This is a genomic window from Pseudomonas syringae (assembly GCF_023278085.1).
Classification (GTDB): domain Bacteria; phylum Pseudomonadota; class Gammaproteobacteria; order Pseudomonadales; family Pseudomonadaceae; genus Aquipseudomonas; species Aquipseudomonas syringae_Q.
Window position 1 is genome coordinate 1,947,065 of the sequence record NZ_CP066265.1, and the last position, 26,163, is coordinate 1,973,227.

At 61.5% G+C, this 26,163-nt stretch carries 23 protein-coding genes; 15 read left to right on the top strand and 8 right to left on the bottom strand.

Annotation, left to right across the window (positions count from 1 at the left end; genetic code table 11):
• The first annotated feature begins 58 nt into the window (after positions 1 to 58).
• From I9H07_RS08765 to I9H07_RS08780, 4 genes are all read left to right on the top strand, one after another.
• On the top strand, positions 59 to 868 hold the full coding sequence (locus I9H07_RS08765) for an alpha/beta fold hydrolase (RefSeq protein ID WP_058824023.1): 810 nt from the start codon (positions 59 to 61) through the stop codon (positions 866 to 868).
• Complete coding sequence (locus I9H07_RS08770) at positions 865 to 1,719, top strand: alpha/beta fold hydrolase (RefSeq protein ID WP_058824006.1); 855 nt, start codon at positions 865 to 867, stop codon at positions 1,717 to 1,719. Before I9H07_RS08765 ends, I9H07_RS08770 begins: the two co-directional genes overlap by 4 nt.
• A gap of 139 nt (positions 1,720 to 1,858) precedes the next feature.
• A complete protein-coding gene (locus I9H07_RS08775; protein ID WP_058824005.1) occupies positions 1,859 to 2,677 on the top strand; it encodes a DUF4892 domain-containing protein in 819 nt (272 codons plus the stop codon).
• Positions 2,678 to 2,746: 69 nt separating this feature from the next.
• Complete coding sequence (locus I9H07_RS08780; RefSeq protein ID WP_024675204.1) at positions 2,747 to 3,793, top strand: AI-2E family transporter; 1,047 nt, start codon at positions 2,747 to 2,749, stop codon at positions 3,791 to 3,793.
• A gap of 46 nt (positions 3,794 to 3,839) precedes the next feature.
• On the opposite strand, the gene xopAW is transcribed toward I9H07_RS08780, so the two are convergent.
• The 8 genes from xopAW to I9H07_RS08820 form a co-directional block, all read right to left on the bottom strand.
• Complete coding sequence (gene xopAW, locus I9H07_RS08785) at positions 3,840 to 4,607, bottom strand: XopAW family type III secretion system calcium-binding effector (protein ID WP_024675203.1); 768 nt, start codon at positions 4,605 to 4,607, stop codon at positions 3,840 to 3,842.
• Positions 4,608 to 4,725: 118 nt separating this feature from the next.
• On the bottom strand, positions 4,726 to 5,751 hold the full coding sequence (locus I9H07_RS08790) for a sensor histidine kinase (RefSeq protein WP_024675202.1): 1,026 nt from the start codon (positions 5,749 to 5,751) through the stop codon (positions 4,726 to 4,728).
• On the bottom strand, positions 5,748 to 6,497 hold the full coding sequence (locus tag I9H07_RS08795; RefSeq protein ID WP_058391422.1) for a response regulator: 750 nt from the start codon (positions 6,495 to 6,497) through the stop codon (positions 5,748 to 5,750). Before I9H07_RS08795 ends, I9H07_RS08790 begins: the two co-directional genes overlap by 4 nt.
• 164 nt (positions 6,498 to 6,661) lie before the next feature.
• Positions 6,662 to 7,759, bottom strand: a complete 1,098-nt coding sequence (locus I9H07_RS08800; protein ID WP_419204655.1) for a fimbrial protein — start codon at positions 7,757 to 7,759, stop codon at positions 6,662 to 6,664.
• An 83-nt stretch (positions 7,760 to 7,842) separates the two neighbouring features.
• Entirely contained in the window at positions 7,843 to 10,356 is a 2,514-nt protein-coding gene (locus I9H07_RS08805; RefSeq protein ID WP_236425068.1) for a fimbria/pilus outer membrane usher protein, read from the bottom strand.
• Positions 10,357 to 10,387: 31 nt separating this feature from the next.
• A complete protein-coding gene (locus I9H07_RS08810) occupies positions 10,388 to 11,143 on the bottom strand; it encodes a fimbrial biogenesis chaperone (protein ID WP_236425069.1) in 756 nt (251 codons plus the stop codon).
• A 107-nt stretch (positions 11,144 to 11,250) separates the two neighbouring features.
• On the bottom strand, positions 11,251 to 11,802 hold the full coding sequence (locus tag I9H07_RS08815; RefSeq protein WP_236425070.1) for a fimbrial protein: 552 nt from the start codon (positions 11,800 to 11,802) through the stop codon (positions 11,251 to 11,253).
• Positions 11,803 to 12,197: 395 nt separating this feature from the next.
• Positions 12,198 to 12,461 carry a helix-turn-helix domain-containing protein gene (locus I9H07_RS08820; protein WP_024675196.1) on the bottom strand — a complete coding sequence of 88 codons (264 nt, stop codon included), beginning with the start codon at positions 12,459 to 12,461 and terminating at the stop codon, positions 12,198 to 12,200.
• Positions 12,462 to 12,700: 239 nt separating this feature from the next.
• Between I9H07_RS08820 and kdpF the strand changes: the two genes are divergently transcribed.
• From kdpF to I9H07_RS08875, 11 genes are all read left to right on the top strand, one after another.
• Positions 12,701 to 12,796 carry a K(+)-transporting ATPase subunit F gene (gene kdpF / locus I9H07_RS08825; protein WP_003406089.1) on the top strand — a complete coding sequence of 32 codons (96 nt, stop codon included), beginning with the start codon at positions 12,701 to 12,703 and terminating at the stop codon, positions 12,794 to 12,796.
• Positions 12,797 to 12,798: 2 nt separating this feature from the next.
• Complete coding sequence (gene kdpA / locus I9H07_RS08830; protein ID WP_236425071.1) at positions 12,799 to 14,493, top strand: potassium-transporting ATPase subunit KdpA; 1,695 nt, start codon at positions 12,799 to 12,801, stop codon at positions 14,491 to 14,493.
• A gap of 10 nt (positions 14,494 to 14,503) precedes the next feature.
• Entirely contained in the window at positions 14,504 to 16,582 is a 2,079-nt protein-coding gene (gene kdpB, locus I9H07_RS08835; RefSeq protein ID WP_236425072.1) for a potassium-transporting ATPase subunit KdpB, read from the top strand.
• Between the two features lie 55 nt (positions 16,583 to 16,637).
• Positions 16,638 to 17,210 carry a potassium-transporting ATPase subunit KdpC gene (kdpC, locus tag I9H07_RS08840; protein WP_236425073.1) on the top strand — a complete coding sequence of 191 codons (573 nt, stop codon included), beginning with the start codon at positions 16,638 to 16,640 and terminating at the stop codon, positions 17,208 to 17,210.
• A 66-nt stretch (positions 17,211 to 17,276) separates the two neighbouring features.
• The gene (locus tag I9H07_RS08845; protein ID WP_024675192.1) at positions 17,277 to 19,940 is read left to right on the top strand and encodes a sensor histidine kinase; all 2,664 of its coding nucleotides are present in this window, start codon (positions 17,277 to 17,279) and stop codon (positions 19,938 to 19,940) included.
• Between the two features lie 55 nt (positions 19,941 to 19,995).
• Complete coding sequence (locus I9H07_RS08850) at positions 19,996 to 20,688, top strand: response regulator (protein ID WP_024675191.1); 693 nt, start codon at positions 19,996 to 19,998, stop codon at positions 20,686 to 20,688.
• 106 nt (positions 20,689 to 20,794) lie between these two features.
• Entirely contained in the window at positions 20,795 to 21,073 is a 279-nt protein-coding gene (locus I9H07_RS08855; protein WP_003316607.1) for a lipoprotein, read from the top strand.
• Positions 21,074 to 21,361: 288 nt separating this feature from the next.
• Positions 21,362 to 22,279: an AAA family ATPase gene (locus tag I9H07_RS08860; protein ID WP_024643319.1), complete on the top strand. Its 918-nt coding sequence runs from the start codon at positions 21,362 to 21,364 to the stop codon at positions 22,277 to 22,279.
• On the top strand, positions 22,249 to 23,232 hold the full coding sequence (locus I9H07_RS08865) for a DUF58 domain-containing protein (protein WP_236425307.1): 984 nt from the start codon (positions 22,249 to 22,251) through the stop codon (positions 23,230 to 23,232). The genes I9H07_RS08860 and I9H07_RS08865 overlap by 31 nt, the downstream gene beginning before the upstream one ends.
• The gene (locus I9H07_RS08870; protein WP_024672744.1) at positions 23,229 to 25,232 is read left to right on the top strand and encodes a transglutaminase TgpA family protein; all 2,004 of its coding nucleotides are present in this window, start codon (positions 23,229 to 23,231) and stop codon (positions 25,230 to 25,232) included. Before I9H07_RS08865 ends, I9H07_RS08870 begins: the two co-directional genes overlap by 4 nt.
• A 24-nt stretch (positions 25,233 to 25,256) precedes the next feature.
• Complete coding sequence (locus I9H07_RS08875; RefSeq protein WP_236425306.1) at positions 25,257 to 26,033, top strand: CHAD domain-containing protein; 777 nt, start codon at positions 25,257 to 25,259, stop codon at positions 26,031 to 26,033.
• Positions 26,034 to 26,163: the final 130 nt, after the last annotated feature.

Consider the following 26,163-nt stretch of genomic DNA (forward strand, 5'->3'; position numbering starts at 1 on the left):
CCGTGCTTCGGAGCAAGTGCGCACAATCGAGGCTCATACCGCCCAGGGAAGTATTGGCATGTCGCAACCTGTGTTCTTTGCTCACGCCAATGGCTTCCCTTCAGCGACTTACGGCAAGCTGTTTTGCGCACTGGCACCGGAATATTCGGTGGCTCATCTTGAGCAGCATGCCCACGATCCGCGTTTCCCGGTAGATGACAACTGGTTGAACCTGGTCGATGAGCTGATTCACCATCTTCGCGAGCAGGCAGGGCCGGTGTGGGGCGTGGGGCATTCCTTGGGCGGGTTGCTGCATCTGCATGCCGCGTTGCGCTGTCCGGAACTCTATCGCGGTGTGGTGATGCTGGATTCGCCGGTATTGGGGCTGGCCGATCAACTGTTCATACGCGCTGCGAAGCGCCTGGGGTTTATCGATCGCATTACACCCGCAGGCAGAACCCTGGGGCGCCGCGAGGCCTTCGCCGATCTGGAGTCGGCACGTGCCTACTTCGCCGGCAAGACCCTGTTTCGCCGCTTCGATCCCGATTGTCTGACCGCTTACCTGCACCATGGCTTGCGGCAGGACGGTGAGCAATTGCGCCTGCGCTTCGACCCGGCGACGGAGATCAGTATCTACCGCAGCATTCCCCATACCAGTCCGATCCCGTCGCGGCAGCTCAAGGTGCCGCTGGCCATGGTGCGTGGCCGACACAGCCGGGTGATCATGCCGCATCATGGTTATCTGGCCAGACGCATGCGCGAAGGCGAATACCTGTCCATGCCGGGAGGGCATATGTTTCCACTGGAACGCCCTGATGAAACGGCGCAATTACTCAAGTCGCTGTTCATTCGCTGGGAGGCCCGACGCCTGCAACGGGCTGACGCATGACGTTGCCTGTCGAGGAAGTGCGCCTGAGCCTCGGCCACATCGAACTGGCTGCCCACCTGTCTGGGCCCGAAGACGGTCAGCCGGTGATTGCGCTGCATGGCTGGCTCGACAATGCCAACAGTTTTGCCCGGCTGGCGCCGCGTCTGGAAGGGCTGCGCATCGTGGCACTCGATCTGGCCGGGCATGGTCATTCCGCTCACCGGCCTGCGGGTTCTGCCTACGCGCTGGCCGACTATGTGTTTGATGTGTTGCAGGTGGCGGAGCAAATGGGCTGGCAGCGTTTCGCGCTGTTGGGACATTCGCTGGGTGCAATCATTTCAGTGCTGCTTGCAGGGTCGTTACCAGAACGTGTCACACGGCTGGCACTGATCGATGGTCTGATTCCGCTGACCGGCGATCCCGACTCGGCTGCGGAGCGCATGGGGGCGGCCCTGCAGGCGCAGCTCAGGCTGTCAGCAAAGAACAAGCCGGTCTACGAAGATCTGGAACGGGCGATTCAGGCGCGCATGAAGGGTGCGCTCGCGGTCAGTCGCGAAGCGGCGGAGCTACTGGCGCAACGCGGTCTGATGCCGGTACCGGGCGGTTATACGTGGCGCAGCGACAGCCGCCTGACCCTGCCGTCCGCGACACGTCTTACCCGGCAACAGGCAATGGCCTTCGTCCATGGTATCCGTTGTCCGACACAACTGGTGGTCGCAGCAGACGGTATGCTGGCGAAAAATCAGGAGATGCTTTCCGGGCTGCCTTTCGAGGTCGTGCAGCTCGACGGCGGTCATCATTTGCATCTGGATGATGAGCAGGGCGCCAGCTCTGTTGCACACTGTATCAATCGCTTTTTCGCTGCGCCTTGACTTGCCGGCGGCAACTGCCGACGCTGGGCGGGTTGAAACAGGAGTCAACCGTGATGGATCAATCCGCAGCTTCGTGTGACCGCCTTGCTGGCGATCCTTTCTTTTCCTGCTACCTGTCTGCCTGCCAATGAGAGCACTCATGCGTTTATCAAGTGTTCCTGTCGTTCTGTTGTGCTCGGCGATGTTCAGCGCTGCGCTATGCGCCGCCGATGTGCCGGGCAGCAGTGATCTCGAGGTTCTGCCGCGTCTGGCCGACACGGAGATCGTCGACTATCGTCCGCTTGCCGAGCTTGAGCGGGTCTACCCGATGGGTTCGATCCGCAAAATCAGCGGTCAGTTGCGTTTCGACGGTCAGGTCAACGCGCGCGGTAATCTGACCTCGGTCACTTATCAGCTACCGGCCGAGCGGACTTCCGACGATGCCTTCACCGCTGCCCGCGAAGCCTTGCAGCAGCAGGGCGCAGAGCTGCTGTTCTGGTGTCAGGCGCGCGATTGTGGAGAAAGCAGTCTGTGGGCCAATGAGGTGTTCGGTAACGCCAAGCTGTATGGCGCGGATGACCGTCAGGCTTATCTGCTGCTGCGTCTGGCAGAACCGCGCAGTGACACCCTGGTAGCGCTCTACAGCATTACCCGTGGCAACCGACGGGCCTATCTGCATGTCGAGCAATTCGAATCCGCCGCGCCGCTGGGCGAACTGCTGCCGACCTCGGCCACGCTGCTGCGCCAACTCAAAAGCACCGGCAGGCTGGAGCTGCCCAGGCTCGGCGGCGATCCGCAGGATGTCTGGGTGACCCTGGTGTCCCGCGCGCTGAATCTGGACAGCAGCTTGCGCGCAACCGTGTCCGGCGCCAGCGCAGGTGCCTGGCTTGACGCGCTGGTCGTCAGGGGCGTTCGCGCGACCCGGCTGGAGACGGGCGTTGCCGAGGGTAAAGGGCTCAAGATCGAGGTCATCCGCTAGTCCGGTGATGGCGAACAGGCGGGTTCGCCATTATGCTCGCTAGCTCTGACCCTTCTTAGTGGATGCCGCATGTTCAACAATGATCGTCTGTTGGTGCAGATTCTGCTGCTGGCGCTGTTTGGTGCCTGTCTCTGGGTGATGGCGCCGTTCTGGTCGGCGCTGGTCTGGGGCGCGGTGCTGGCGTTTGCCAGCTGGCCGCTGATGCGTCTGCTGACGCGCTGGTTCAAGGGCCGTGAGTCGCTGGCTGCGCTGGTGATGTGCCTGTGCTGGATGCTGCTGGTCGCGGCGCCGCTGGTGTGGCTGGGCTTCAATCTCGCCGACCATGTGCGTGACGCAACCGGCCTGATCAAGGACATTCAGGTCGACGGCTTGCCCGATCCACCGCAATGGCTGGCGGGTATTCCGCTGGTGGGCGAGCGACTGGTAGCGCTGTGGACCACCATCGACCAGCAAGGTGCGGCGTTCATGGCGACGCTCAAACCGCATCTGGGGCAGGTCGGTAACTGGTTGCTGGCACGCAGTGCGCAGATTGGCGGCGGCATTCTAGAACTGACCCTGAGCATCGTCTTCGCGTTCTTCTTTTACCGGGACGGGCCGCGTCTGGCAGCGTTCGTGCTCAGCCTGCTCGAACGGCTGATCGGGGATCGTGCCCAGTATTATCTGGATCTGGTCGCCGGTACGGTGCAACGCGTCGTCAACGGCGTCATCGGCACGGCGGCGGCCCAGGCAGTGCTGGCGTTGATCGGCTTCCTGATTGCGGGCATTCCCGGTGCATTGGTGCTGGGTATCCTGACCTTTCTGTTCAGCCTGATCCCGATGGGCCCACCATTGGTCTGGCTGCCGGCCACTGCCTGGCTGGTCTGGCAGGGCGAGTATGGTATGGCGATATTTCTCGGCATCTGGGGCATGTTCGTCATCAGCGGCGTAGACAACGTGCTCAAACCGTATCTGATCAGCCGCGGCGGCAACCTGCCGCTGGTGATTGTGTTGCTGGGCGTGTTCGGGGGGCTGCTGGCATTCGGCTTCATCGGCCTGTTTATCGGTCCGACGCTATTGGCGGTGGCGTACAGCTTGTTGACCGACTGGGTTGGCAGTGAGCGGGCGCGCAACCGCTAATTGCCAAAGTCTCCGCCGCAGCATGACGAGCGGCGGAGGCCCACTGTCACGCAGCCGTGTCCAGGTACTTGCCGACCGGCGTGCTGCTTTGGGTGTCATACTTTTCGCTGAGCGCGGCGATCATCTTGTTCAAGGCCTGAGTGGCGATCTGGCTGGTGTTGCCCTGATCGACAGTGCGGTCACTCTGTTTCAGTGCGGCAGACAACTCCGACGCACTGATACTGTCATTGCTATCACTGTCCAGCGTGCTGAACAGGCTGGCGCTGTCAGTGCTGCCGGAGGTGCTCATCTGCGCAGGCGGCATACCGGCAGGCGGCTGTTGCGGCTGCATGCCCGCGATCAGCTCTTCCAGGCTGACGGTGCCGTCTTCGTCGGTGTCCAGGGCGTCGAACACTTCACTGCTGTTTGCCGTGCTGCCCGCGTTGCTCAGCCCGGTGGTCAGCTCATCGCTGCTGATCGCGCCGTCACCATCGCTGTCCAGCGAACCGAGCAGGTCTTCTGCCTGATCATCGACTGACTGCATGGGCGGTGGAGGCGGTGGCGTCATGGCCGCCAGCTCGTCGGCGTCGAGGCTTTCATCGTCATTGCTGTCAAGATCGCTGAACGCCTGGCTCAGGCTGACCGTGACGCCTTCCTTGCTCCCGGACGACAGAGCGGTACTCAGTTCGTCCTTGCCGATGCTGCCGTCACCGTCGGTGTCCAGCTTCGCCAGCAGCTCTTCCTGGAATTTCTTGCTGGCGGTGCTGCTGGTGCCTGACGTGGCGCTGGTCGAGCTGGTATAGCCCGAAAAACTGCTGCTTATCCCACTGATCATCGGTCTCACTCCCCTGAGATGGATACGCCTGGTCGCGGTGTACCGGCTTTTGCAGCTTCAGGGCATGATTTGTCGCAGTGATGTGCAGCATGTACCGGCTGCGATACAGAACACCCGGTCAGCGTCGCGGCAGATCCAGTATTGCGGTAAGGCCGCCGCCCGGTGTCTGCGCGAGGGTCAGATCACCGCCGATGCGGCGGGCGGCCTCGCGGGCGATGCTCATGCCCATGCCGATACCGCCGGAGTTGCGGTTACGCGAGCTTTCCAGGCGGTAGAACGGTTCGAATACCGTTTCGTGAAACTCAGGCGCGATGCCCGGTCCGTGATCAACCACCGATATGCGCACGCGCTCGGGGCTGTCCTCGATCACGATATGCGCGCTACCGGCGTAGCGCAGCGCGTTGTCGACCAGATTCTGCAGGCATGAGCGCAGCGCCATCGGCTGCGTCTTCAGTGGTTTGCACTGGCCTGCATACTGCACGTCGTCGCCGTTGTCCTGAGCATTCTCGGCCTGTGACTCGATCAGCGCCTGCAAGTCGAACTGCTGCAAGCCTTCGTTCCGCCGATGTTCGTTGAGGTAGGCGAGCGTGGCGTCAAGCATGCTGATCATGTCGTTGAGGTCTTGAGTCATCTGGCCATGCAGCCTCGGTTCCTCAATCTGTTCGACGCGCAGCTTGAGTCGTGAAAGGGGCGTGCGCAGGTCATGGGATACCGCAGCGAGCATGCGCCCGCGCTGCTGCATTTGTTCGCGGATCTTGCGCTGCATCAGATTGAATGTCTGTGCGGCCTGCCGGGCTTCTTTGGGGCCGCTTATTTCCAGTGGCGGGCTGTCGAGGTTTTCACTGAGGCGCTCGGCGGCCTCGCTCAGGCGCTGCACCGGGCGGGCCAGCGCTTTGGCGCCGTACCATGCGGCAATAATCAGCGTGACGAACTGAAAGAACAGCACCACCAGTGGACCACCCGGTGGCGGCCTGTGCCGCTGCCCTCGGTCGTCCTGTGCATGCTGCGCGTCGGGGCGGTCATCGGGGGGTGGGCGCATGCCGTACTGCGTGAACCAGATGAACGCCAGCAAGTGCGCGAGCATGATCGCCAGCAGAGCACCGCCGAACAGTCGGGCGAATAGCGTATCGAGCCTGCGGATCAACCCAGCTCCCTGGCATCGAACAGATAGCCTTCGCCGCGCACGGTCTTGATCAATTGCGGATTCTTCGGGTCGTCACCCAGTTTCTGACGCAAGCGCGAGACCAGCAAATCGATGCTGCGGTCAAAGGCTTCGATCGAGCGGCCTCGGGCAGCATCGAGCAGTTGCTCGCGGCTCAGCACCCGGTGAGGTCTTTCGAGAAAAACGCGCAGCAGCCGGAACTCAGCGTTGGACAACGGCACAACCAGGCCATCGGCCGCTGTCAGTTGACGCAAGACACTGTTCAGGCGCCAGGCATCGAAACGGATGGTGGAGCGCTGATCGCTGCGTTCATCACGTACCCGACGCAGAATGGTCTGGATGCGCGCGACCAGCTCGCGCGGCTCGAACGGTTTGGCCATGTAGTCATCAGCGCCCAGCTCCAGGCCGATGATGCGGTCAGTCGGCTCGCAACGCGCCGTCAGCATCAGGATCGGGATGTCGGATGTGCTGCGCAGCCAGCGGCAAAGCGACAAACCGTCTTCGCCGGGCAGCATCAGGTCCAGCACCACCACGTCGAAGGTTTCTTCGCTCAGTGCCTGGCGCATCTGCGCGCCGTCGGTCACACCGAGGGCATTGATGTTGAAGCGGGTCAGGTAATCACAGAGCAGTTCGCGAATGGCGACATCGTCATCGACGATCAACGCACGAACGTTCCAGCGCTGCTCGGTCGACGTGGCATCCAGGGTGTTGTCGGGAAGTGCTTGCATAGTGCGTCTGTCGCCTGCTTGTGCCGCCATCGCTGGCCGCTGTTGAAGATCAACGCTGCTCCTCATGCTACTTCGCCGGGAGTTGCGGCGGAAGGGTGGCGTGAGCGAGTGTCGGGGGCATTTCAGCAATGTATCCAGGCTGATACAAAGAGCCGTAGAGAGGGTTACTTATACGTCATGGTGAAACTCAGCGCTCCTTTGGCCAGGCCAGGCCGGATCGCACTGTTGGCATGGGTCTGATAGAAGCGGGCGTGAAAGTTCAGCACGGTGCTGCCCGGACTGATTACAGACAGCGGGACCTCGGTCTGCAGCTCCATTGGCGTGATGGCATCTGCTTTGAGGACCTGGATGCCCATGCCCTGGGCAGTAGAGTCGCTGGTCAGACTGAAAACACCGCTATGGGTCGGCCCTACCGGCATTGATCCCTGAACGCCATCGAGCTGGATGTGAGCAGTAGCGATGAAACCTGTGACAGGGTCGGGATCAGTTTCGCAGTTGCTCAAGGCAATACTGAAAGGTACCGCAGTGGTGGTAAAGCCGGGGCCGGTGAAGTCCGCGCTGTCCCATTCCCCGAGTTGCACAGGATCTGCGCTCACGGCGTCGGCACCAACGCTGCATTGAGCCTGGTAGAGGGTGCCTGTCAGGCCAAAACCCATGATCTTGCCCAGCGGGGTAACACTGCCGCTCCACAGTTCGCTGCCATCCAGTAATTGTGGGCCGGAGGGAATAGGCCCGATCTTTACCAGCGTGACTTCATTTCTCAACTGCACAATCCTCATAGGGCTTGGCATTCGCCGATGATCGTGAATGCCAAGGTAAGGCACTGTCGAGTCGCCATCCACAGGGATAAAACAGTTGTTGCATGGGCCACCGGAAGGCGGGGCCAAGGGAATGCCCAGCTTGGTCCGCACGCCGACCCCCGGGATATTGGTCTGCAATATCTTGCCGGTCACATCCTCCCCGTTTATCGGGCCTACCACGCCAGGAAACACGGGGGCTGTTGCAACTGCGCGGAACTCAAGCAGCGCGGTACCGTCATTGCTGCATTGCACCTCCAGGTTGGCTGGATCCGATGTGATCGCTTTGATGTCGATGCTGCCGATCACCGAACCGATTTCTGCTTCCCTGGCTATATAAAGCGCGCCAATATCACGACGAAAGTCTTTCATTCCGGGGCTTGTGTGCCAATAGCATTCGTTGGGCAGATGGTGTTCGGATTCATCGGCCATTGCGATGCTGAAAGGACTGGCGCCCAAGGCCATGAGGCTGCAGGCCAGATAGTAAGAAGCGGTGTTCATGAGCGTTTTCCTGATGGGACGACAGCGTGACTGCACCTTCACTGCTTTCATGGCGTACACGTCAGTTCCTGTACTCGATAACCTTTGGCCAAAGGCATGCTGGCAGGGTCGATGTGCAGGCGGCATTGGGGGGCTGACTGATTGCCCCATTGCACATTGAGGTTTTGCGGTTGCATACCGGTGGACAGCAGAATCTGCCCGCCCTGACCTGCGATGCCCATGAGATTTCCCAGTTCATCGCTGACCTGCGCACCGAACGGCAATGGCTGGCCATCGCTGGCCCGTGCGTTGATGACCAGTCGAGTGACCTCACGCGCAGCAAAGGTGGTTTTGATGACCGCGCCGCGGGCTGGCACTACCTGAGTGCTGCCGTTGTCGATTTCCACTTCGGGGCCAAGTTGATCGGTCTGCAGGGCGATCTGGTTGTAACGATAAGGGCGCAGGTACGGGACAAGCGCGTAGCCCCGGTCGTCTGTCCTGACCCCTATCGCATTGACGACGCCGACGTTCGGCGTATCCGGAACCTGAACCAGTGCGATGGTATCGCCCAGGCTGGGGCCCGGTTCAACGCCATCGGCGTGCAGCAACACGGTACCGTTGGCGTTGACCGACATGCTGCGGTAATGGCTGCCCTGGGTCATGCCCGCGCCGATGCTGCCGAACGGGGCCTGATAGCTCGCGGCGATACCTGCGCTCTGTCGGTTGCCATCGTCGTTACTCAGGCTGGTGCGATAACTGAGGCGATTATCGTCCAGGCTTCCGCTGAGGCTGGCGCGTTGGCTATGGCGATCGCCGCTTTTCTGCACGTCGAAGGTCGCATTGCTTGAGCGCCCGATGCCCAGCGGCATCGACACGCCAAGCCCCACTTGCATGTCATCGCCACTGTCAAGCGCATCGCTTAGCGACTGCGATGCGTAGAAATTGTAGGTAACGCCTGCATACCGGGTGTTGGCGTTGAACTGGAACTGGCTCTGCTCATGGTTGATGCCCCAGTAATCCTGCCGGGACAGCGTCAGGCTGACGCTGCTGCGGTCCCCGAGTGTTTGATGCAGGGATGCTTCAAGGCGACTGCGGCGGCCACCTTTGAACATCGTGTCGTCGCTGCGCTGGCGCAGTGTTTCGTTAAAGTCCCGATACCCTTGGGTGGAGTAGCGATAACCGGCGAAGCGCAGGTGGGTCCGGGTCGGGAATGCCTTTCCGTACCTGAACGCATAACTCATGCCTTGCACGCTTGGCTGGTCAGGCTTGTCGATTTGCGCATCCGAATGCGTCACGTCAAACGCCAGTGCACCCAGCCCCCCCATGTCTCTGGATACCCCCAGGGCTGTGGCGCGGTAAATGTCGCTGGTTATCAGGCCACCGTAGAGCGTCGAGTTCCAGCCGGTGCCCACCGCCAGCGTGCCTTGCCATAACCAGGGTTGTTCGGTTGCGTTGATGCCGTTATGGCGACCCATTGCTGCGCTGTATTGCCAGGTGCCTTCACGCAACAGGTTGCCGAGGGTGGAGTAGGGCTGGGTAAAGCGCCGGATCTGGCCATCGGCTTCGGTCAGCACCACTTCAAGTTCGCCACTGCCAGCGGTAGTCAGGTCATCGATTTCGTAAGGGCCTGCGCTGACGTAGGTTGAATAGATCGGGAAGCCGTTCTGCAGTACTTCCAGCCTGGCTCTGCTTTGCGCCACTCCGCGAATGACCGGCGCGTAGCCTTGCCGCGCATCGGGGAGCATTTCCTCGTCGGTGTTGATCAGCGCGCCCTTGATCGGCAGGCTCGGGAAAACATCGCCGCCCGTGTGTGTTTCGCCAACCGTCAGGTTGGCGTGAGTACCGGGAACATCGCGTTGAGCATAGGCGTAGGCCCTTGTCCATTCACGCCTCCCTTCTTCATCATGGCGCACGCTTTGATTGCTGCGCAGCCGCCATTTGCCGAGGTTGATGCCGCTATTGAGGTACAGGTCTGCGCTGTTGCGTCGGCCCGTTTCAGCGCCGGAAGTCTGCTGCGCCGAGGCCTGATAGCTGAAAAATGCTGCATTGATGCCGTAATCCCAGAGTGCCGGGTCGACCTGGCCGGACGTGTCGCGGCGCATGGCGATCTGCGGGATGGAAATCGACAATTGCAGCCTGCCGCCATCGAAATCGATCTTCGATCCCGGAACCAGTCTGAACAGGTCGATACACGAGGCGTCCAGCAGTCCCGGATCGGCGATGCCTTCAACGCGTAAGCCCATCTGCTCAAGCATTGCTCTGGAAAGGCAGGGCAGCAGCCGCTCGCCTTGCGGGTCGAGTTCGAAGCGCAGTTCCTGCTGGCCGAAGTAACGGCTGTTGATCTGGATTTCTACCCAGTGGTTGCCGGGTGCAAGGTCCTGCACATTGGCCAGCGTATCAAGTGCCTGGACTGCTGCATCGCTTGAATAACCCGGACCCTGGCGCAGGAAACCGGACTGGAACGAGAGGGCGGCCAGCGCCGGACCGGGGTCCAGCATAAGCGCGCCGCTGCCATACACCAGCAGCGAGCGCATGAAACGCAGGCGCACGGGTATGAACCCGGGTTCAGGTAATAGGGGCATGTTCAATGTCCTGGGATGAATCGACGCTGTCTTACGGGATCAGCCGGGCCGGTAGGGTCAAGGGCGTGCTGTAGCCGCCGTAGTCGTTGATCGCGGAAAACACCACTTGCATGCCTGGCGATGCTGGCAGCTCGTCGAGTTCATAGGTATGAGAGGTCATCGGGCCAAGCATCTCGGCCTGGCTGATCTTTTCTGTCTTGCCACCAGCGGTGACTTCCAGGCGAATGAAGGAGACGTGGAAGGGGGTCGGGTTGGTTGCGGTCAGTTGCGTTTTGCCTGAAGTTCGCCCGATCGACCACTGCAGATCCTTCAGGCGCTCAGTGGGATTTTCGGTTAACCCGGCAGGGCGATAAAACAGTTTGAGACGAGTGCGCAGGGCGATATTCAGCACGTTGCTTTGAGTGCTGTCGGCCTGAGGTATCTCCTGAACATTGAAATAGAACAGTGATTCGCGGTCAGCAGGCAGATCATTGGGCAAGCCGTTGATTTGCACCTGTTGCTCCTTGCCGGGATTGAGGCGGAACAGGGTCGGTGATGGCGCGAACGGTACCAGGGTGGTGGCGTCGTCGGCCGACGTGTTGACCCAGGTCTGAACCGCGAACGGCCTGTCGCTTGGGTTTGAAATGATCACCGAGGTGCTGCGTTTGTCGCTGGCAAACACCACACGAGTCGCGTTGACGGTCAAGGCCGCCTGAGCCGCGGGCATGCAGGCGATCAGCATGAACAACGTCATGCAGATGCCGCGTGCAGGCATGGCAGGGGCTAGCTTGCAGATAGTGCCGAACATGAGAATTCACCTTATGCATCCAGACCCCATGAGGGGCCTGGATGCATTGACGATGCTTTTGGTGGTGACGCGCGTGGCGCCACTACACGGCAAGCGGAAGGGGCGTATCAGTTAACGGCAACGACAAACTGTACGTCTGCCGAAGCAGTACCGGCCGTGACAGTGGTTGCGGTCGAGCGGTAGTAGGCGTTGAAAACCATGTCGTTAACGCTATTTGTGATCAGCGGGTACTTCGCAGACGGTGCGCCAGGCGGAACGAGAGTGCCGGTATGGTCCTTGATCACGATGGCAACGCCTTTAGCGCCATCGTTGCCCGGTGTGATCCCGAAGTATTTGCCGGAGCTGTCGCCAACACCGTTGAAGGTGACTCTTGCAACGTCGTGGGTGCCGGTCAGGTTGCAGTTACCCTTGTCATTCAAACGCAACACGAAGGTCTTGCCGCTGTATTCCTGGCCGATTCCGGTAAAGCGGGAGGCGTCGACGCTGCCCATTTTCACTTGATTGCCAATTGCGCCATCGCCAGGGTTGACGACTTCGATGGGGCACGTGCTGCTGGTGATCTTGCCTTCAAAGTTGATAGTGCCGGTATTTGCAAACGCCGAGGGGCCTGCCAGCGCAGCAGCCAGGGCAAGGCCCAGTGCAGAGAACGTTATTTTCACGATAGATACCTGAGAGTGTTTTAAGTTACATTATTTGTATGTAACTATTTATATAGTTTAATTGCTTTGTTTGGGTTAACTGTCATGACGAATCAAGAGTTTAGAGGGTGATCGTCAAAAGGGTATAGGGGTGCAGGGTAAATATGGGTGACGGACTTTGTAGGAGTTTTCACTTGTGGGGGGTTCATGTAAATAAATGGGTTTGAGGAGTTGCAACTCTTTGGAAGTTGTATGTAAATATTTATTGCATGAGCTGTTTTTTTGTCTCGCACCGAAGTAGTTGTTCTCCAGTTTCTGTGTGCTGCATCCTGCGAAGCCGGCATAGAAGCACCCTGCATGGCATTATCGCCAGTCCCGACTTGTGTCGTCGCGGTGGTGCACCTGCCTCCAACACTTCACCGCACCGAAATAACCCCCTGCCTGATTGCCATCACCAGCGCCGCACTCAACGAATGCACATCGAACTTGCGGCGGATATTGCTGGTGTGAAAGTGCACGGTCGCTTCCGAACACTTCTGTATACGTGCTATTTCCCACGCGGTTTTACCCATCGCCGCCCACTCCAGAATCTGTCGTTCCTTGACAGTCAACTGGACAAGAGCGGGCGCGACCGAGCCGAGCGGCGTGGCGCCGCACTGTTCTCCCTTGTTGCGAGGCATGGTGAAGTCCTTCCCTGAAGATCGCCGCCCTACGATACCCGCGAGCGCCTGCGTGCGAACCTGATAGAAATGACAGCGCGGGCAGCTACACCTGCGCCGCGTCTGGCCTTTAGCGCTTTTTTACAGCTTCTTTACGGCCCGCCACGACTCTCGGTCTCGCGCCTTTACACCCATGCTCTCGACAATGCTCCTCATGCGGCCTGCGCCATATCGGTGTTTGCCTGATGGGGGAATTTTCAATGAGCGTTATGGATGGTATCTCTCTGTTGATGGGAGTCGGGCTGTTCATCTATCTGCTGGTGGCGCTGCTGCGCGCCGACCAGAGTCAGGAGTGATCATGCACAGTTACGATTATCTGTTGATCCTTGCCTTTCTGGTCCTGCTGCTGGCGCCCGCGCCGTGGCTGGGGCGTTTCTATTACCGGGTCATGGAAGGCGAGCGCACCTGGCTGAGCCCGGTGCTGGGGCCGGTCGAGCGGGCCTGCTACCGGATATCCGGCGTCGACCCGAAAACCGAGCAGTCCTGGAAGCAATACGCCTGGGCCTTGCTGGCGTTCAACCTGGCAGGGTTCGTCGTGCTGTTCGCGATCCTGATGCTGCAAGGCGTGCTGCCCCTCAATCCGCAGCAATTGCCGGGCATGGAGTGGTCGCTGGCTTTCAACACCACCATGAGTTTTGTCGCCAACACTAACTGGCAGGCCTACAGTGGCGAAGCCTCGCTCAGTTACCTGAGCCAGATGGTCGGCCTGACCGTGCAGAACTTTGTCAGCGCCGCCACCGGTCTCGCTGTGCTGGTTGCGCTTTGTCGCGGTATCAGCCGTCGTTCTTCGCACAGCCTGGGTAACTTCTGGGCCGACATGACCCGTGCCACGCTCTACGGCCTGTTGCCGATCAGTATCGTGCTGGCGGTGTTTCTGGTCTGGCAGGGTGTGCCGCAGAACTTCGCCCATTACATCGATGCACTGACCCTGCAAGGCGCTGACCAGAGCCTGCCCATGGGCCCTGCGGCCAGTCAGATCTCCATCAAGCAACTGGGCACCAACGGTGGCGGCTTCTTCGGCGTCAACTCGGCGCATCCGTTCGAGAACCCTACCGCCTGGAGCAACCTGTTCGAACTGGTATCGATCCTGCTGATCCCGGCCGCGCTGGTGTTCACCTTTGGCCATTACGTCAAGGACATGCGCCAGAGTCGCGCAATCCTCGGCTGCATGCTGGCGCTGCTGTTGATCGGCGGCGCGGTGTCGCTGTGGGCCGAGTACCAGCCCAACCCGATGCTGAATATCGCAGGCGTTGAACAGACCGCACCGCTGGAAGGCAAGGAAACCCGCTTCGGCACCACCGGCACGGTGCTGTGGTCGGTCGCTACCACCGCGGCTTCCAACGGCTCGGTCAATGGCATGCACGACAGCCTCAACCCGCTGACCGGCATGGTTGCGCTGGTCAACATGATGGTCGGCGAAGTGATCTTCGGCGGCGTCGGTGTCGGCCTCAACGGCATGTTGCTCAACGTATTGATCGCGGTGTTCCTTGCGGGCCTGATGATTGGCCGTACTCCGGAATACCTGGGCAAGAAGCTGCAGGCGCAGGAAGTCCGGCTGCTGGTCGCGACCCTGCTGGTGATGCCGGTCGGCGTGCTGGTGCTGGGCGCAATTGCCGCCAGCCTGCCCGGTCCGGCCGGTGCCGTCAGCAACCCTGGCCCGCATGGTTTCAGCCAGTTGCTGTACGCCTACACCTCGGCGACGGCCAACAACGGCTCGGCGTTCGGCGGTTTCAGTGCCAACACCGTGTTCCACAACCTGATGCTCAGCCTCGCGATCTTCATCGGCCGCTTCGGCTACATCCTGCCGGTGCTGGCCCTGGCCGGTAGCCTGGCCATGAAGAAGGCCGCGCCGCAGGGCCAGAACAGCTTCCCGACTCACGGCCTGCTGTTCGTCACCCTGCTGACCGTCACGATTCTGCTGGTGGGTGGCTTGACCTTCCTGCCGACCCTGGCACTGGGGCCGATTGCCGAACACCTGAGCCTGGGTTTCTGAGGAACCGATCATGAACTTACCGATCAATGCTGCAAAAAATGCTGCTGCGAAAGCCACTGAATCGCAGGCAACCGAGTCGGCAAAAACCGGCATCGCGGCCCTGTGGCGTCCGGCGCTGGTGCAGGCGTTCGTCAAGCTCGACCCACGTCAGCTCAAACGTTCGCCGGTCATGCTGGTGGTGGAGCTGACTGCCATTCTGACCACCGTGCTATGCGTCATCCCTGATCCGCAAGTGCCGACTTCGGTCTGTGTGCAGATCGCCCTGTGGCTGTGGTTCACCGTGTTGTTCGCCAACTTCGCCGAAGCGCTGGCCGAAGGGCGTGGCAAGGCGCGCGCCGACAGCCTCAAAGCGGGCAGTGAAGGCCTCAAGGCTCGTATCAGGGACGTAAACGGCAATCTGCGCACCATCAACGCCAGTGAATTACGCAAAGGAGATGTGGTGCGCGTCGAAATCGGCGAAATGATTCCCGGTGACGGCGAAGTCATCGAAGGCATTGCGGCCGTCAATGAGGCCGCGATCACCGGCGAATCCGCGCCGGTGATTCGCGAATCCGGTGGCGACCGCTCGGCCGTGACCGGCAACACCCGGCTGGTGTCCGACTGGCTGCTGATACGCATCAGCGCCAACCCCGGTGAATCGACACTGGACCGCATGATCGCGCTGGTCGAAGGCGCCAAACGCCAGAAGACCCCTAACGAAGTGGCGCTGGATATCCTGCTGATCGGCCTGACGCTGATCTTCCTGCTGGTGGTCATCACCTTGCAGCCGTTCGCGCACTTCGCCGGTGGCAGCCTGCCGCTGGTGTTTCTGGTAGCGCTGCTGGTGACGCTGATTCCGACCACCATTGGCGGCCTGCTGTCGGCCATCGGTATTGCCGGTATGGACCGCCTGGTGCGCCTCAACGTGATCGCCAAATCCGGCCGTGCCGTAGAAGCCGCAGGCGATGTGCATGTGCTACTGCTGGACAAGACCGGCACCATCACCTTCGGCAACCGTCGTTGCGCGGCTGTCTATGCAGCGCCGGGCGTGACCCCGAAGGAACTGGGCGAAGGCGCCTTGCTGGCGTCGCTGGCCGATGACACGGCGGAAGGCAAATCCATCGTCGAATTCCTGCGCAACCTGCACCCGATGAGCGAGCCGCCCCTGAGCTCGGTGACTGCAGTGCCGTTCAGCGCTGATACGCGTCTGTCCGGCGTGGACTATCAGGGCCACGTGTACCGCAAGGGCGCGGTGGATTCGCTGTTGGCCTTCATCAATATGCAGCGCAGCGAACTGCCGCCTGCACTGGCCCGTGAAGTCGACAAGATCGCCAAGACCGGTGGCACGCCCTTGCTGGTCTGCGCCAACGGTCGACTGCTGGGCGCGATCCACCTCAAGGACGTGGTCAAGCCGGGTATTCGCGAGCGCTTCGAAGAGCTGCGCAAACTGGGTATTCGCACGGTGATGGTCACCGGTGACAACCCGCTGACTGCTGCGGCGATTGCCGCCGAAGCAGGCGTTGACGATGTGCTGGCCGAAGCCACGCCGGAGAAGAAGCTGGAACGGATTCGTCAGGAACAAGGCGAAGGACGCCTGGTGGCGATGTGTGGCGACGGCGCCAACGATGCGCCGGCACTGGCTCAGGCCGACGTCGGCATGGCGATGAACGACGGCACCCAGGCGGCGCGGGAAGCGGCGAACATGGTCGACCTCGACAGCGACCCCACCAAGTTGCTGGACGTGGTGCAGATCGGCAAGCAATTGCTGGTCACCCGCGGCGCGCTGACCACGTTCTCCATTGCCAACGACGTGGCCAAGTATTTCGCCGTACTGCCGGCACTGTTCGCGGCCATTTATCCGCAACTGGGCGTGCTCAACATCATGCAACTGGCCAGCCCGCAGAGCGCGATCCTCTCGGCCATCGTGTTCAACGCGCTGATCATCGTTGTGCTGATTCCGCTGGCCCTGCGTGGCGTGCGCGTCCAGGCCGCCAGTGCGGCTCACCTGCTGCGTCGCAACCTGCTGATCTATGGCCTGGGCGGCATCGTTGTGCCGTTTATCGGTATCAAGCTGATCGACATGCTGCTGGTCGGACTCGGCCTTGTTTGAAGCCTGTGCTGCATGCCGGTCGGCGTGCAGCCTCACCTGATTTGAGGATGTGCAGATGTCCAGTGTATTGCGTCCGGCCCTTAGCCTGATTGTGTTGATGAGCCTGATTACCGGTGTGGCCTATCCGCTGGTGGTCACCGGCGTGGCCCAAGTGGCGTTTCCGGCCCAGGCCAATGGCAGCCTGCTGTATGACGAGGCGGGCAAGGTGCGCGGCTCGACGTTGATTGCCCAGTCGTTTACCGGCGATGAATGGTTCCAGTCGCGTCCGTCGGCGGGTGCGTTTGCGACCGTGGCCAGCGGCGCGAGCAACTTCGCCCCGAGCAACCCGGCGCTGGCGACACGCGTTACCGAAGACGCCGCCAAACTGGCAAACCCCTCTGCTGGCCCGGTGCCGCTGGCCTTGTTGACCACCTCCGGCAGTGGTCTGGACCCGCATCTTTCGCCTGAAGCGGTCGCCTGGCAGGCCGGTCGCGTTGCAGCGGCCCGGCAGTTGCCGCTGGACAAAGTGCAGGCACTGATCGATGCCAACACTAAGCGTCCGCTGGTCGGCCCACCGGTGGTCAACGTGTTGACCTTGAATATGAGCCTGAATCAGTTACCGTCTGCACCACGCAGCGCGCAGCTGTAACAAACTGCGCTGTGCCTGCAACGGATTAACTATGCTGACAGTAATAAAGAGAAGGCGGTAACCCACTTGAGTGATTCCGGTCGAGCTGATGCACTGCTGGCCCAGTTGCCCCGCGAAGGGCGCGGGCGGCTGAAGGTTTTCCTCGGCGCTGCGCCTGGCGTCGGCAAGACGTACGCCATGCTCCAGGCAGCCCACGCGCAGTTGCGTCAGGGCGTGAAGGTGCTGGCGGGCGTGGTGGAAACCCACGGCCGCGCGGAAACCGAGGCGCTGCTCAACGGCCTGCCGCAACAGCCCTTGCTGCGCACCGAATACCGCGGCATGACCCTCGAAGAAATGGACCTCGACGCGCTGCTCAAGGCTGCGCCGAGCCTGGTTCTGGTCGACGAACTGGCGCACACCAACGCGCCCGGCAGTCGGCACACCAAGCGCTGGCAGGACATTCAGGAACTGCTCGCTGCCGGTATCGATGTCTACACCACGGTCAACGTGCAGCATCTCGAAAGCCTTAACGACCAGGTGCGTGGCATTACCGGCGTGCAGGTGCGTGAAACCCTGCCGGACTGGGTGCTGCAGGAGGCCTTCGACCTGGTGCTGATCGACCTGCCGCCGCGCGAACTGCTGGAGCGCCTGCGCGACGGCAAGGTTTACGTACCGGAACAGGCGCGAGCGGCCATCGATGCGTTCTTTACCCAGACCAACCTGACGGCACTGCGCGAAATGGCCATGCAGACGGCTGCGGCGCAGGTCGATAACGATCTGGCGCAGGGTTATCGGCAGTTGGGTCAGTCTGCCCCGGCGGTGCGCGGGCGGATGCTGGTCGGCATTGATGGCGACCTGCACGCCGAGCGTCTGGTGCGTCACGCCAGCCGGGTTGCCCAGCGTCGCCATTTGCCATGGAGCGCGGTGCACGTCGACGACGGGCAGACGCTGGACGAACAGTCCCGCGCCCGTTTGCAGAACGCCCAGCAACTGGCCGAGCGACTGGGTGGCGAAGCGGTGTCGCTGCGTGCCGGAGAGGTCGCCCGGACGCTGGTGCAGCATGCCATCGAGCGGCGCGCCAGCGTGGTGCTGGTCGGCCAGTCGCGCCGCCACTGGCGGCGTAAGGTCTTCGGCGGCGGTGTTGCCGCGCGTTTGCTGCGCGAAGGGCACGGGCTGGAAATCTCGGTGCTCGACGACAGCGAAGAGCTGCCCGATCAACCACCGCGCGCGCGCCCGGCTCGCGAAGTCGTCTGGTTCGATTACGGCTTGGCATTCGTCGCCACGCTGATCGCCAGTCTGGTGGCCTGGGGTGTCGCGGGCGTGCTGGCGCTGCCGAATATTTCCCTGATCTTTCTCGCGGCAGTGCTGCTGGTCGCGGTGCGCAGCAGCATGGGGCCAGCGCTGGCGTGTGCCGGGTTGTCGTTTCTGGCGTATGACTTTCTGTTCATTCCGCCGAGTTTTTCGCTGAATATCCAGCGCGAAGAAGACGTGCTGACCCTGCTGTTTTTCCTGCTGATGTCAGCCCTGACCGGCAAGCTGGCGGCGCGCCAACGCAGGCAACTGCAAGCGCTGCGCGATACTCAGGAGCAGACCAGCGAACTGCTCGACCTGTCACGCAAGATGACCGCTGCCACTGACGGTAAAGCGGTATTCAACGCCGCCGAGCAGCATTTTTCCGGCTGGAAGGAGTTGCACCTGTGTCTGGTCGACCGCGACGGGGAGGGTGGCTGGGTGGTCGAAACCGGCGGACCGCTGACCTTCTCGGAAGCCGAGCGTGCCGCCGCCGACTGGGCCTGGAAGCATGATCAACCGGCTGGCAGCGGCACGGGTACGCTGCCTTCCGGACGCTGGTGGTGGTGGCCGATTAGTGCAGAAGAAGGGCCACTGGCCCTGCTGGGCGTCAGCGCTCGCGAAGGCCAGTCGTTCACCGCGCAGCATAGACGTCTTCTGGCGGCGCTGACCCAACCGCTGGCGCAGGCGCTGGCCCGCGCGCAACTGGCGCAAGAGCTTGAAGCGGCGCGCCTGCACGGTGAAACCGAGCAACTGCGCAGCGCTTTGCTGGCCTCGGTATCGCATGACCTGCGCACCCCGCTGACCTCGATGCGCGGCAGCATCGACAGCCTGCTGGCATTGGGTGAAGCCATTCCACTGGAGGACCGCCGCGAGCTGCTGGAAGGCACGCGTGACGAGGCCGAGCGTCTGGACCGTTATATTCAGAACCTGCTGGACATGACGCGTCTGGGGCATGGCGCGCTGAAGCTCGCTCGCGACTGGGTGTCGCCCGCCGATATCGTCGGCAGCGCGCTCAACCGGCTGCGTGCCGTAATGGCGCCCTTGCAGGTCAGCACCCAGGTGACTGGCGAGCTGCCGTTGCTGTATGTCCACGCCGCGTTGATCGAGCAGGCGCTGGTCAACGTGCTGGAGAACGCCGCCCGCTTTTCGCCTCTCGGCGGGCGCTTGCAGGTGGCTGCGGGCGTGGTCGACAGCGAACTGTTCTTCTCGGTGAGTGACGAAGGGCCGGGCATTCCCGAGGACGAACGGGCGAAAATCTTCGACATGTTTTACACCGCCGCACGCGGTGATCGTGGCGGACAGGGTACCGGGCTTGGGCTGGCGATCTGTCAGGGCATGATCGGTGCGCATGGCGGGCGACTGACTGTCGAGGACGGCATCGACGGGCTGGGTACGCGCATCACCCTGTTTCTGCCATTACAGGCGCAGCCGGATGCTGAAATTGAGGAGCCAGCTTGAGTCGATCATCGGTTACGCTAATGCCCATTGGCTGCATTGAAATGGCACGGTGATCATGAGTCAGACGGCAACTATTCTGGTGATCGACGACGAACCGCAGATTCGCAAATTCCTGCGCATCAGTCTCGTGTCCCAGGGCTACAAGGTACTGGAGGCGGCGACAGGGGCGGAGGGTCTGACTCAGGCAGCGCTGAACAAGCCGGACCTGCTGGTGCTCGACCTCGGCCTGCCGGACATGGACGGCCAGCAGGTGCTGAGCGAGTTTCGCGAGTGGTCGGCAGTGCCCGTACTGGTGCTCTCGGTGCGCGCCAGCGAAACGCAGAAAGTTCAGGCGCTGGACGCCGGCGCCAACGACTACGTGACCAAGCCGTTTGGCATTCAGGAGTTTCTGGCCCGGATCCGCGCATTGCTCAGGCAGGTGTCGGGCAACGACAAGCCAGAGTCGGCCTTGCGCTTCGGCCCGCTCACAGTGGATCTGGCCTATCGCCGTGTGCTGCTTGATGAGCAGGAAGTGGCACTGACTCGCAAAGAGTACGCGGTGCTGGCGCAGTTGGCGCGGCATCCGGGGCGGGTCATTACCCAGCAGCAATTGCTCAAAGACATCTGGGGGCCGACACACACCGAAGACAGCCACTACCTGCGTATAGTGGTCGGGCATTTGCGCCAGAAACTCGGCGATGACCCGACCGCGCCGAGGTTTATTATCACTGAGGCAGGGATCGGCTATCGATTGCTCGCCGACAGTTGATGATGCGTAGATGAAAACAACGATTCTGGCGCCCGGGTCACGGCACTTTTGCCAAGCCGGATCGTCAAAGCCGCACACTCCCTGATGACTCCTGAGGTAACACCCCATGAAAGCCCTGATCTGTCTGCCATTGCTGGTTCTGGTTCTCGCAGGTTGTGCCGGCAAGACCGGGTATCGGGACAGCTGCGCTACCCAGCTCGACGCCGCCTGGCATGAACTCGACCTGGCCAAGGCCGAAGGCTTCGCCGGTACCGTCAGCTACTCCAAGGCCCTGTCGCTGCTGACCGGCGCCAAGACCCAGCAACAGTTTGAAGCCTTTGAAGGCTGCACCGAAAAATCCGAAAAAGCCCGCTTCTACATCCGCGAATCCCGCGCGGGTCGCTGATAGCTGATCCTGCACCGCGCTGCACCTTCCATCGCGGACGCAGAGCGTCCAGAACGGCATACCGACGCGGAGCGTCGGCACGATAGTTGAGGTTATCGTTCCTCACGCTCCGCGTCGCAATTCTGCGCCGCTCCGTACATCAGGAGCGGATGCAGAGCGTCCAGAACGGCGTCACATCAAATCCCTACCTCAATTAGCGAAACGGCCTACGCTCAACATAAAGTGTTCGGACGTTTGGCATCGTGCTCAGTCCCACAGTCATACACCAGTTGTCGGAGGGGCTTTTCGATGGGTAGAAAACTCGATGCGTGCCTGAGCGCCATCAATGAAGTGGTGTTAGGCAAGGAAGCGCAGGTACGACTGGCCATGACCTGTCTGATCGGCGGCGGGCATTTGCTGATCGAAGATTTGCCGGGCATGGGCAAGACCACCCTCAGTCATGCCCTGGCGAAGATTCTCGGCCTGAGTTATCAGCGCATTCAGTTCACGTCCGATCTGTTGCCCGGCGACATCCTGGGTACGTCGGTGTTTGATCGGGACAGCGGACAATTTACCTTTCATCCGGGGCCGATTTTCGCCGAACTGGTGCTGGCCGATGAAATCAATCGCGCCACGCCAAAAAGCCAGAGCGCGCTGCTGGAAGCTATGGAGGAAGGCCAGGTCTCCATCGAAGGCGCGACCCGTCTGCTGCCCGATCCGTTTTTCGTGATTGCGACCCAGAACCCGTTCAGTTCCGGCGGCACCTTTGCGCTGCCCGAGTCTCAGCTCGACAGATTTCTGATGCGTATTTCCATGGGCTATCCGGCCAGAGCAGCGGAGAAAGCCTTGTTGCTCGGCGAATCGCGTCGCGAACTGTTGCCGCGTCTGCAACCGATTCTGGATCACGCGCTGCTTGGGCAGTTGCAGGCCGAAGCGCGGCAGGTGCGGGCCAGCGATGCGCTGGTTGATTATGTACTGAGGCTGGTGGATGCGACGCGCAGCCAGCCGCAGTTTGCCTACGGGCTGTCGCCCAGAGCGAGCCTGGCAATCCTGGCAGCGGCGCGCGCCTGGGCGATGTTGCTCGGGCGCGACTACGTGATTCCCGAAGACGTGCAGGCTGTGCTGCCTTCGGTGGTCGGCCACCGGCTGCGCGAACGCAGCGATCCGACCGGGCATGGCGGCGGGGCGCTGGTGCAATGGCTGTTGCGCGAGGTGCCGGTCCTTTGATCCAGTCGTTCAGACCGCTCTGGCAACGCTGGCTGGCAAAACGCATTCCACCGGCGTCGCGAATTGCGCTTGATCATCGGCGCATCTTCATCATGCCGACGCGCACCGGCCTGATCTTCATGCTGGTATTGGTGCTCATGCTGCTGGTGGCCATCAACTACCAGAACAGTCTGGCGTATGGGCTGACGTTCCTGCTGATGTCGATCGGTGTGCTGGCCATTCTGCACACCTACCGCAACATCAGCGGTCTGATTCTCAGTGCCGGTATCGCGCGCTCGGTGTTTGTCGGCGAACCGGTGCAACTGCGTCTGCGTCTGGAAAGCGCCGGGCAGGCGCATCATGCACTCGGGTTAGGCTGGACCGCCGCCGCCCTGCAAGCGGGCGATGTAGTGCCACGCGGGCTGACTGATCTGGAACTGAGCCTGCCCGCCGAAAAGCGTGGCTGGCTGCACGCGCCCCGATTACGCATCGAAAGCGTGTTCCCGCTCGGCCTCTTTCGCGCCTGGAGCTGGCTGGACCTGGAGCAGAGCGCCTTGATCTATCCCCGGCCACTGGCGGGAGCGATGCCACTGCTCAAGGGGGTGCAGCCTCACGCTGAAGATAATGGGCAAGCGACCCGCGGCGCTGGCGTCGATGATTATCAGGGCTTGCGCCCTTACCAGCCGGGTGACAACCGCGGTCGTCTGCACTGGAAGGCGTATTCCCGAGGCCAAGGCCTGTTGGTCAAGGATTTCACCGACCTGAGCGGCCATGACCTGTGTCTGGATTTCATGGCGCTGGGCGGTGATATCGAGGAACGGCTTTCGCGCCTGTGTTACTGGGTGCTGGAGCTGTCGCAACGGCGCCAGCCATTTGCCTTGCGTCTGCCGGGTTTTCTGTCGACGGTGGACAGTGGCGATGCGCACCGCGAAGCCTGCCTGCGCGCACTGGCGCTGTACGGTCGCCGATCGTGAGCGGCAACCTCGTGGTGAGCTCGCCGATCCCGCGCGTCAGCCTCACCTGGCTATTACTGGCCCAGGCACTGGTGGTGGTGCCATTCGCGCTGCATGTGCCGGTCTCGATCATGCTGCTGTGGCTGGGCTGCACGTTCTGGCGGGTTCAGGTGTTCCGCATGCGTGCCCGTTTGCCGGGCAACTGGGTCAAGGCCGGGTTGCTGGTGGGCACCGCCGGTGGCGTTTACCTGGCACGTGGCAGCCTGGTCGGGCTGGACGCGGGCGCTGCGCTGCTGGTGGCGGCCTTCGTCCTGAAAATGCTGGAAATGAATAACCGCCGGGATGCACGGGTGCTGATCTTTCTCGGTTTCTTTTGCGTCGCCGTCGGTTACCTGTTTGAAGACAACCTGTTGTGGGCGCTTTTCAGCCTGCTGCCTGTCGCTGCGCTGCTGGCGGCGTTGATCGGGCTGCAACAGTCGGATCTGGCGGGTAAAGCATCAGACACGCTCAAACTGGCCTTCAAGCTGATGGCGCAGGCAGTGCCGCTGATGCTGCTGTTGTTTCTGTTCTTTCCGCGTCTGGACCCGCTCTGGTCGTTGCCGCAGCCTAGCAACAAGGGCGTGACCGGTCTGTCCGACAACATGGCACCGGGCGACATGGCCGAGCTGAGCAAATCCCCCGCACTGGTATTTCGTGCCAGTTTCGATGGCCCGATACCCGCCCGCAATCAGCTGTACTGGCGCGGGCTGACGCTGGAGCAGTTCGACGGCCGTCGCTGGTCGCAGTCGGCACGGGCGCAGACGGTGCAGATTCCGCAGTGGGAAAAGCGCGGCGATCCGCTGGCCTACAGCATCGTCATGGAAGCCAGCGGTCGACCTTGGTTACCGAGCCTCGACATCGCCGAGACCAACCTGCCGGAAGTGCGCCAGATGAGCGACTTCCGCTTGCAGCGCAGGCGGCCGGTCGAGCAGTCGTTGCTGTATGCCGTTCATTCCTGGCCGCAGAGTATTCGGGACCCGCAATCCAGCGAGCAGATCCAGCGTCAGGACCTGCAACTGCCTGCGAAAGGCAACGCGCAGGCCCGCCAATGGGCCGATGAGCTGCGCCGTCGTTATGCCCGACCGGAAGACCTGGTCGCAGCCATGCTCGCGTACTTCAGTGACCAGCCGTTTCATTACACGCTCAAGCCGACCACGCTGGGCACTGACAGCATTGATGAGTTCCTGTTTGCCAGCCGGCAGGGTTTTTGCGCTCATTACGCTGGCGCCATGACCTTCGTGTTGCGCGCGGCAGGCATACCGGCGCGCGTGGTGGCCGGTTATCAGGGCGGTGAACTCAACCCCGACGGGCAGTACCTGACCGTGCGCCAGTTCGATGCTCACGCCTGGGTTGAATACTGGCAACCGGGAATCGGCTGGCGCAGTGCCGACCCGACCGCAGCCGTGGCACCGCAACGCATCGAACAAGGGCTGGAGCAGGCTCTGGCGGCAGACGAAGCCTTCCTGCAGGATTCGCCGTTGTCGGCTCTGCGGTATCGCAACGTAGCCTGGATCAACTCGCTGCGCCTGGGCTGGGACAACCTCAACTATGGCTGGCAGCGCTGGGTACTCGGCTACCAGGGACAACAACAGTTACAAATTCTCGGGCGCTGGTTTTCCGGGTTTCAAGCACCGGTTTTCGTGACGGGCATCGTGCTGTCACTGGGCCTGGTGGCCCTGTGGCTGTTCAAACCCTGGCTGCGCGAAAGCGATTCACAGTTGCGGTTGTTCAACACATTTGAACGCATGCTGGCCCGTCATGGTCTGCGTCGTATGCCGGGTGAAGGGGCTGATGCGTTCTGCCAGCGAGCGGTGCTGTATTTTCCGCAGCATGCAGACGCGATCAGAGACTTTGTCCGAGAGTTTCAGGCGCAGCGTTATGCTGGACGACTGTCGTCGCCAGGCCGTCTGCGAAGTTCATTGCGGGTACTGCGTCGTCGTTTGCCATGGAGGTTATCGGCTGTCAGGGAAAGGCATTCATGAATGGTGTTGTCGAAGGGGAATTGCATGTCGTCAATGGTCGATCATCTGGTCGCTGAAGTGCTGTCACTGGATATCAAATTGCTTGCATGTCAGGCACGTCTTGCGGCGTCGACCGACAGCGAAGCACTGCATGATTTGCGTACCACGGTGCGCCGCTTGCGCAGTGTACTGAGGCCGTTGCGCGAGATTTCCGGTGCGACGCAGCTGGAAGATGCCGCAAAGGCAGTCGGTCAGTTGACCACACCGCTGCGTGATATGCAGGTGCTCGCCGCGCTGCTGGAAAAGAACAGTGTGCAAGACCCGCGTCTGCATGAGGCTGCCCTCAAGCGTAACGAGCATTTGAGCCGGGCCTGCCCCAACGTCGCAACTTCGCCTGAGTTGAACCGCTTGCTGACCCTGATTGACCAGTTCCCGACCATGCTTCGCGTGCAGCAGCGTCAGGGCATGCTGCGCGGCCTGCGCAAGACCATCGAAAAACGCATGGACAAGCAGTGGCGCAAACTGCGTGTCGCCATCGCCGAGCCCGGTCACGATCGACACGACCTGCGGCTGCTGATCAAGCGTGTACGTTACGCCGCCGAGGCCTATCCGGAACTCAGCCATCAGCCGAAAAACATGCAGGCGCGGCTCAAGTCCGCACAAGGCGAACTGGGTGACTGGCACGATCATTTGCAATGGCTGGCGCAGGCCGAAACACAGGCCGATCTGGCACCGTGCATCCCCGCCTGGCAGGTTGGCATCGTGCGCGCAGAGCGCAAGGCCGAGGCGTCACTCAAACGTCTGGCCAAGGCGTGCTTCTGATCCGGCAGGCCATGTAGGGCTTTTCGCCAAAAGGCGTCATTCAAGCCGCAATAATGGCCGATACGAGGTATGTGAGTCGGTAAGAGGATGGTTATCATCCATTCACTGGATTTTGCACCGCTGGAGTGAC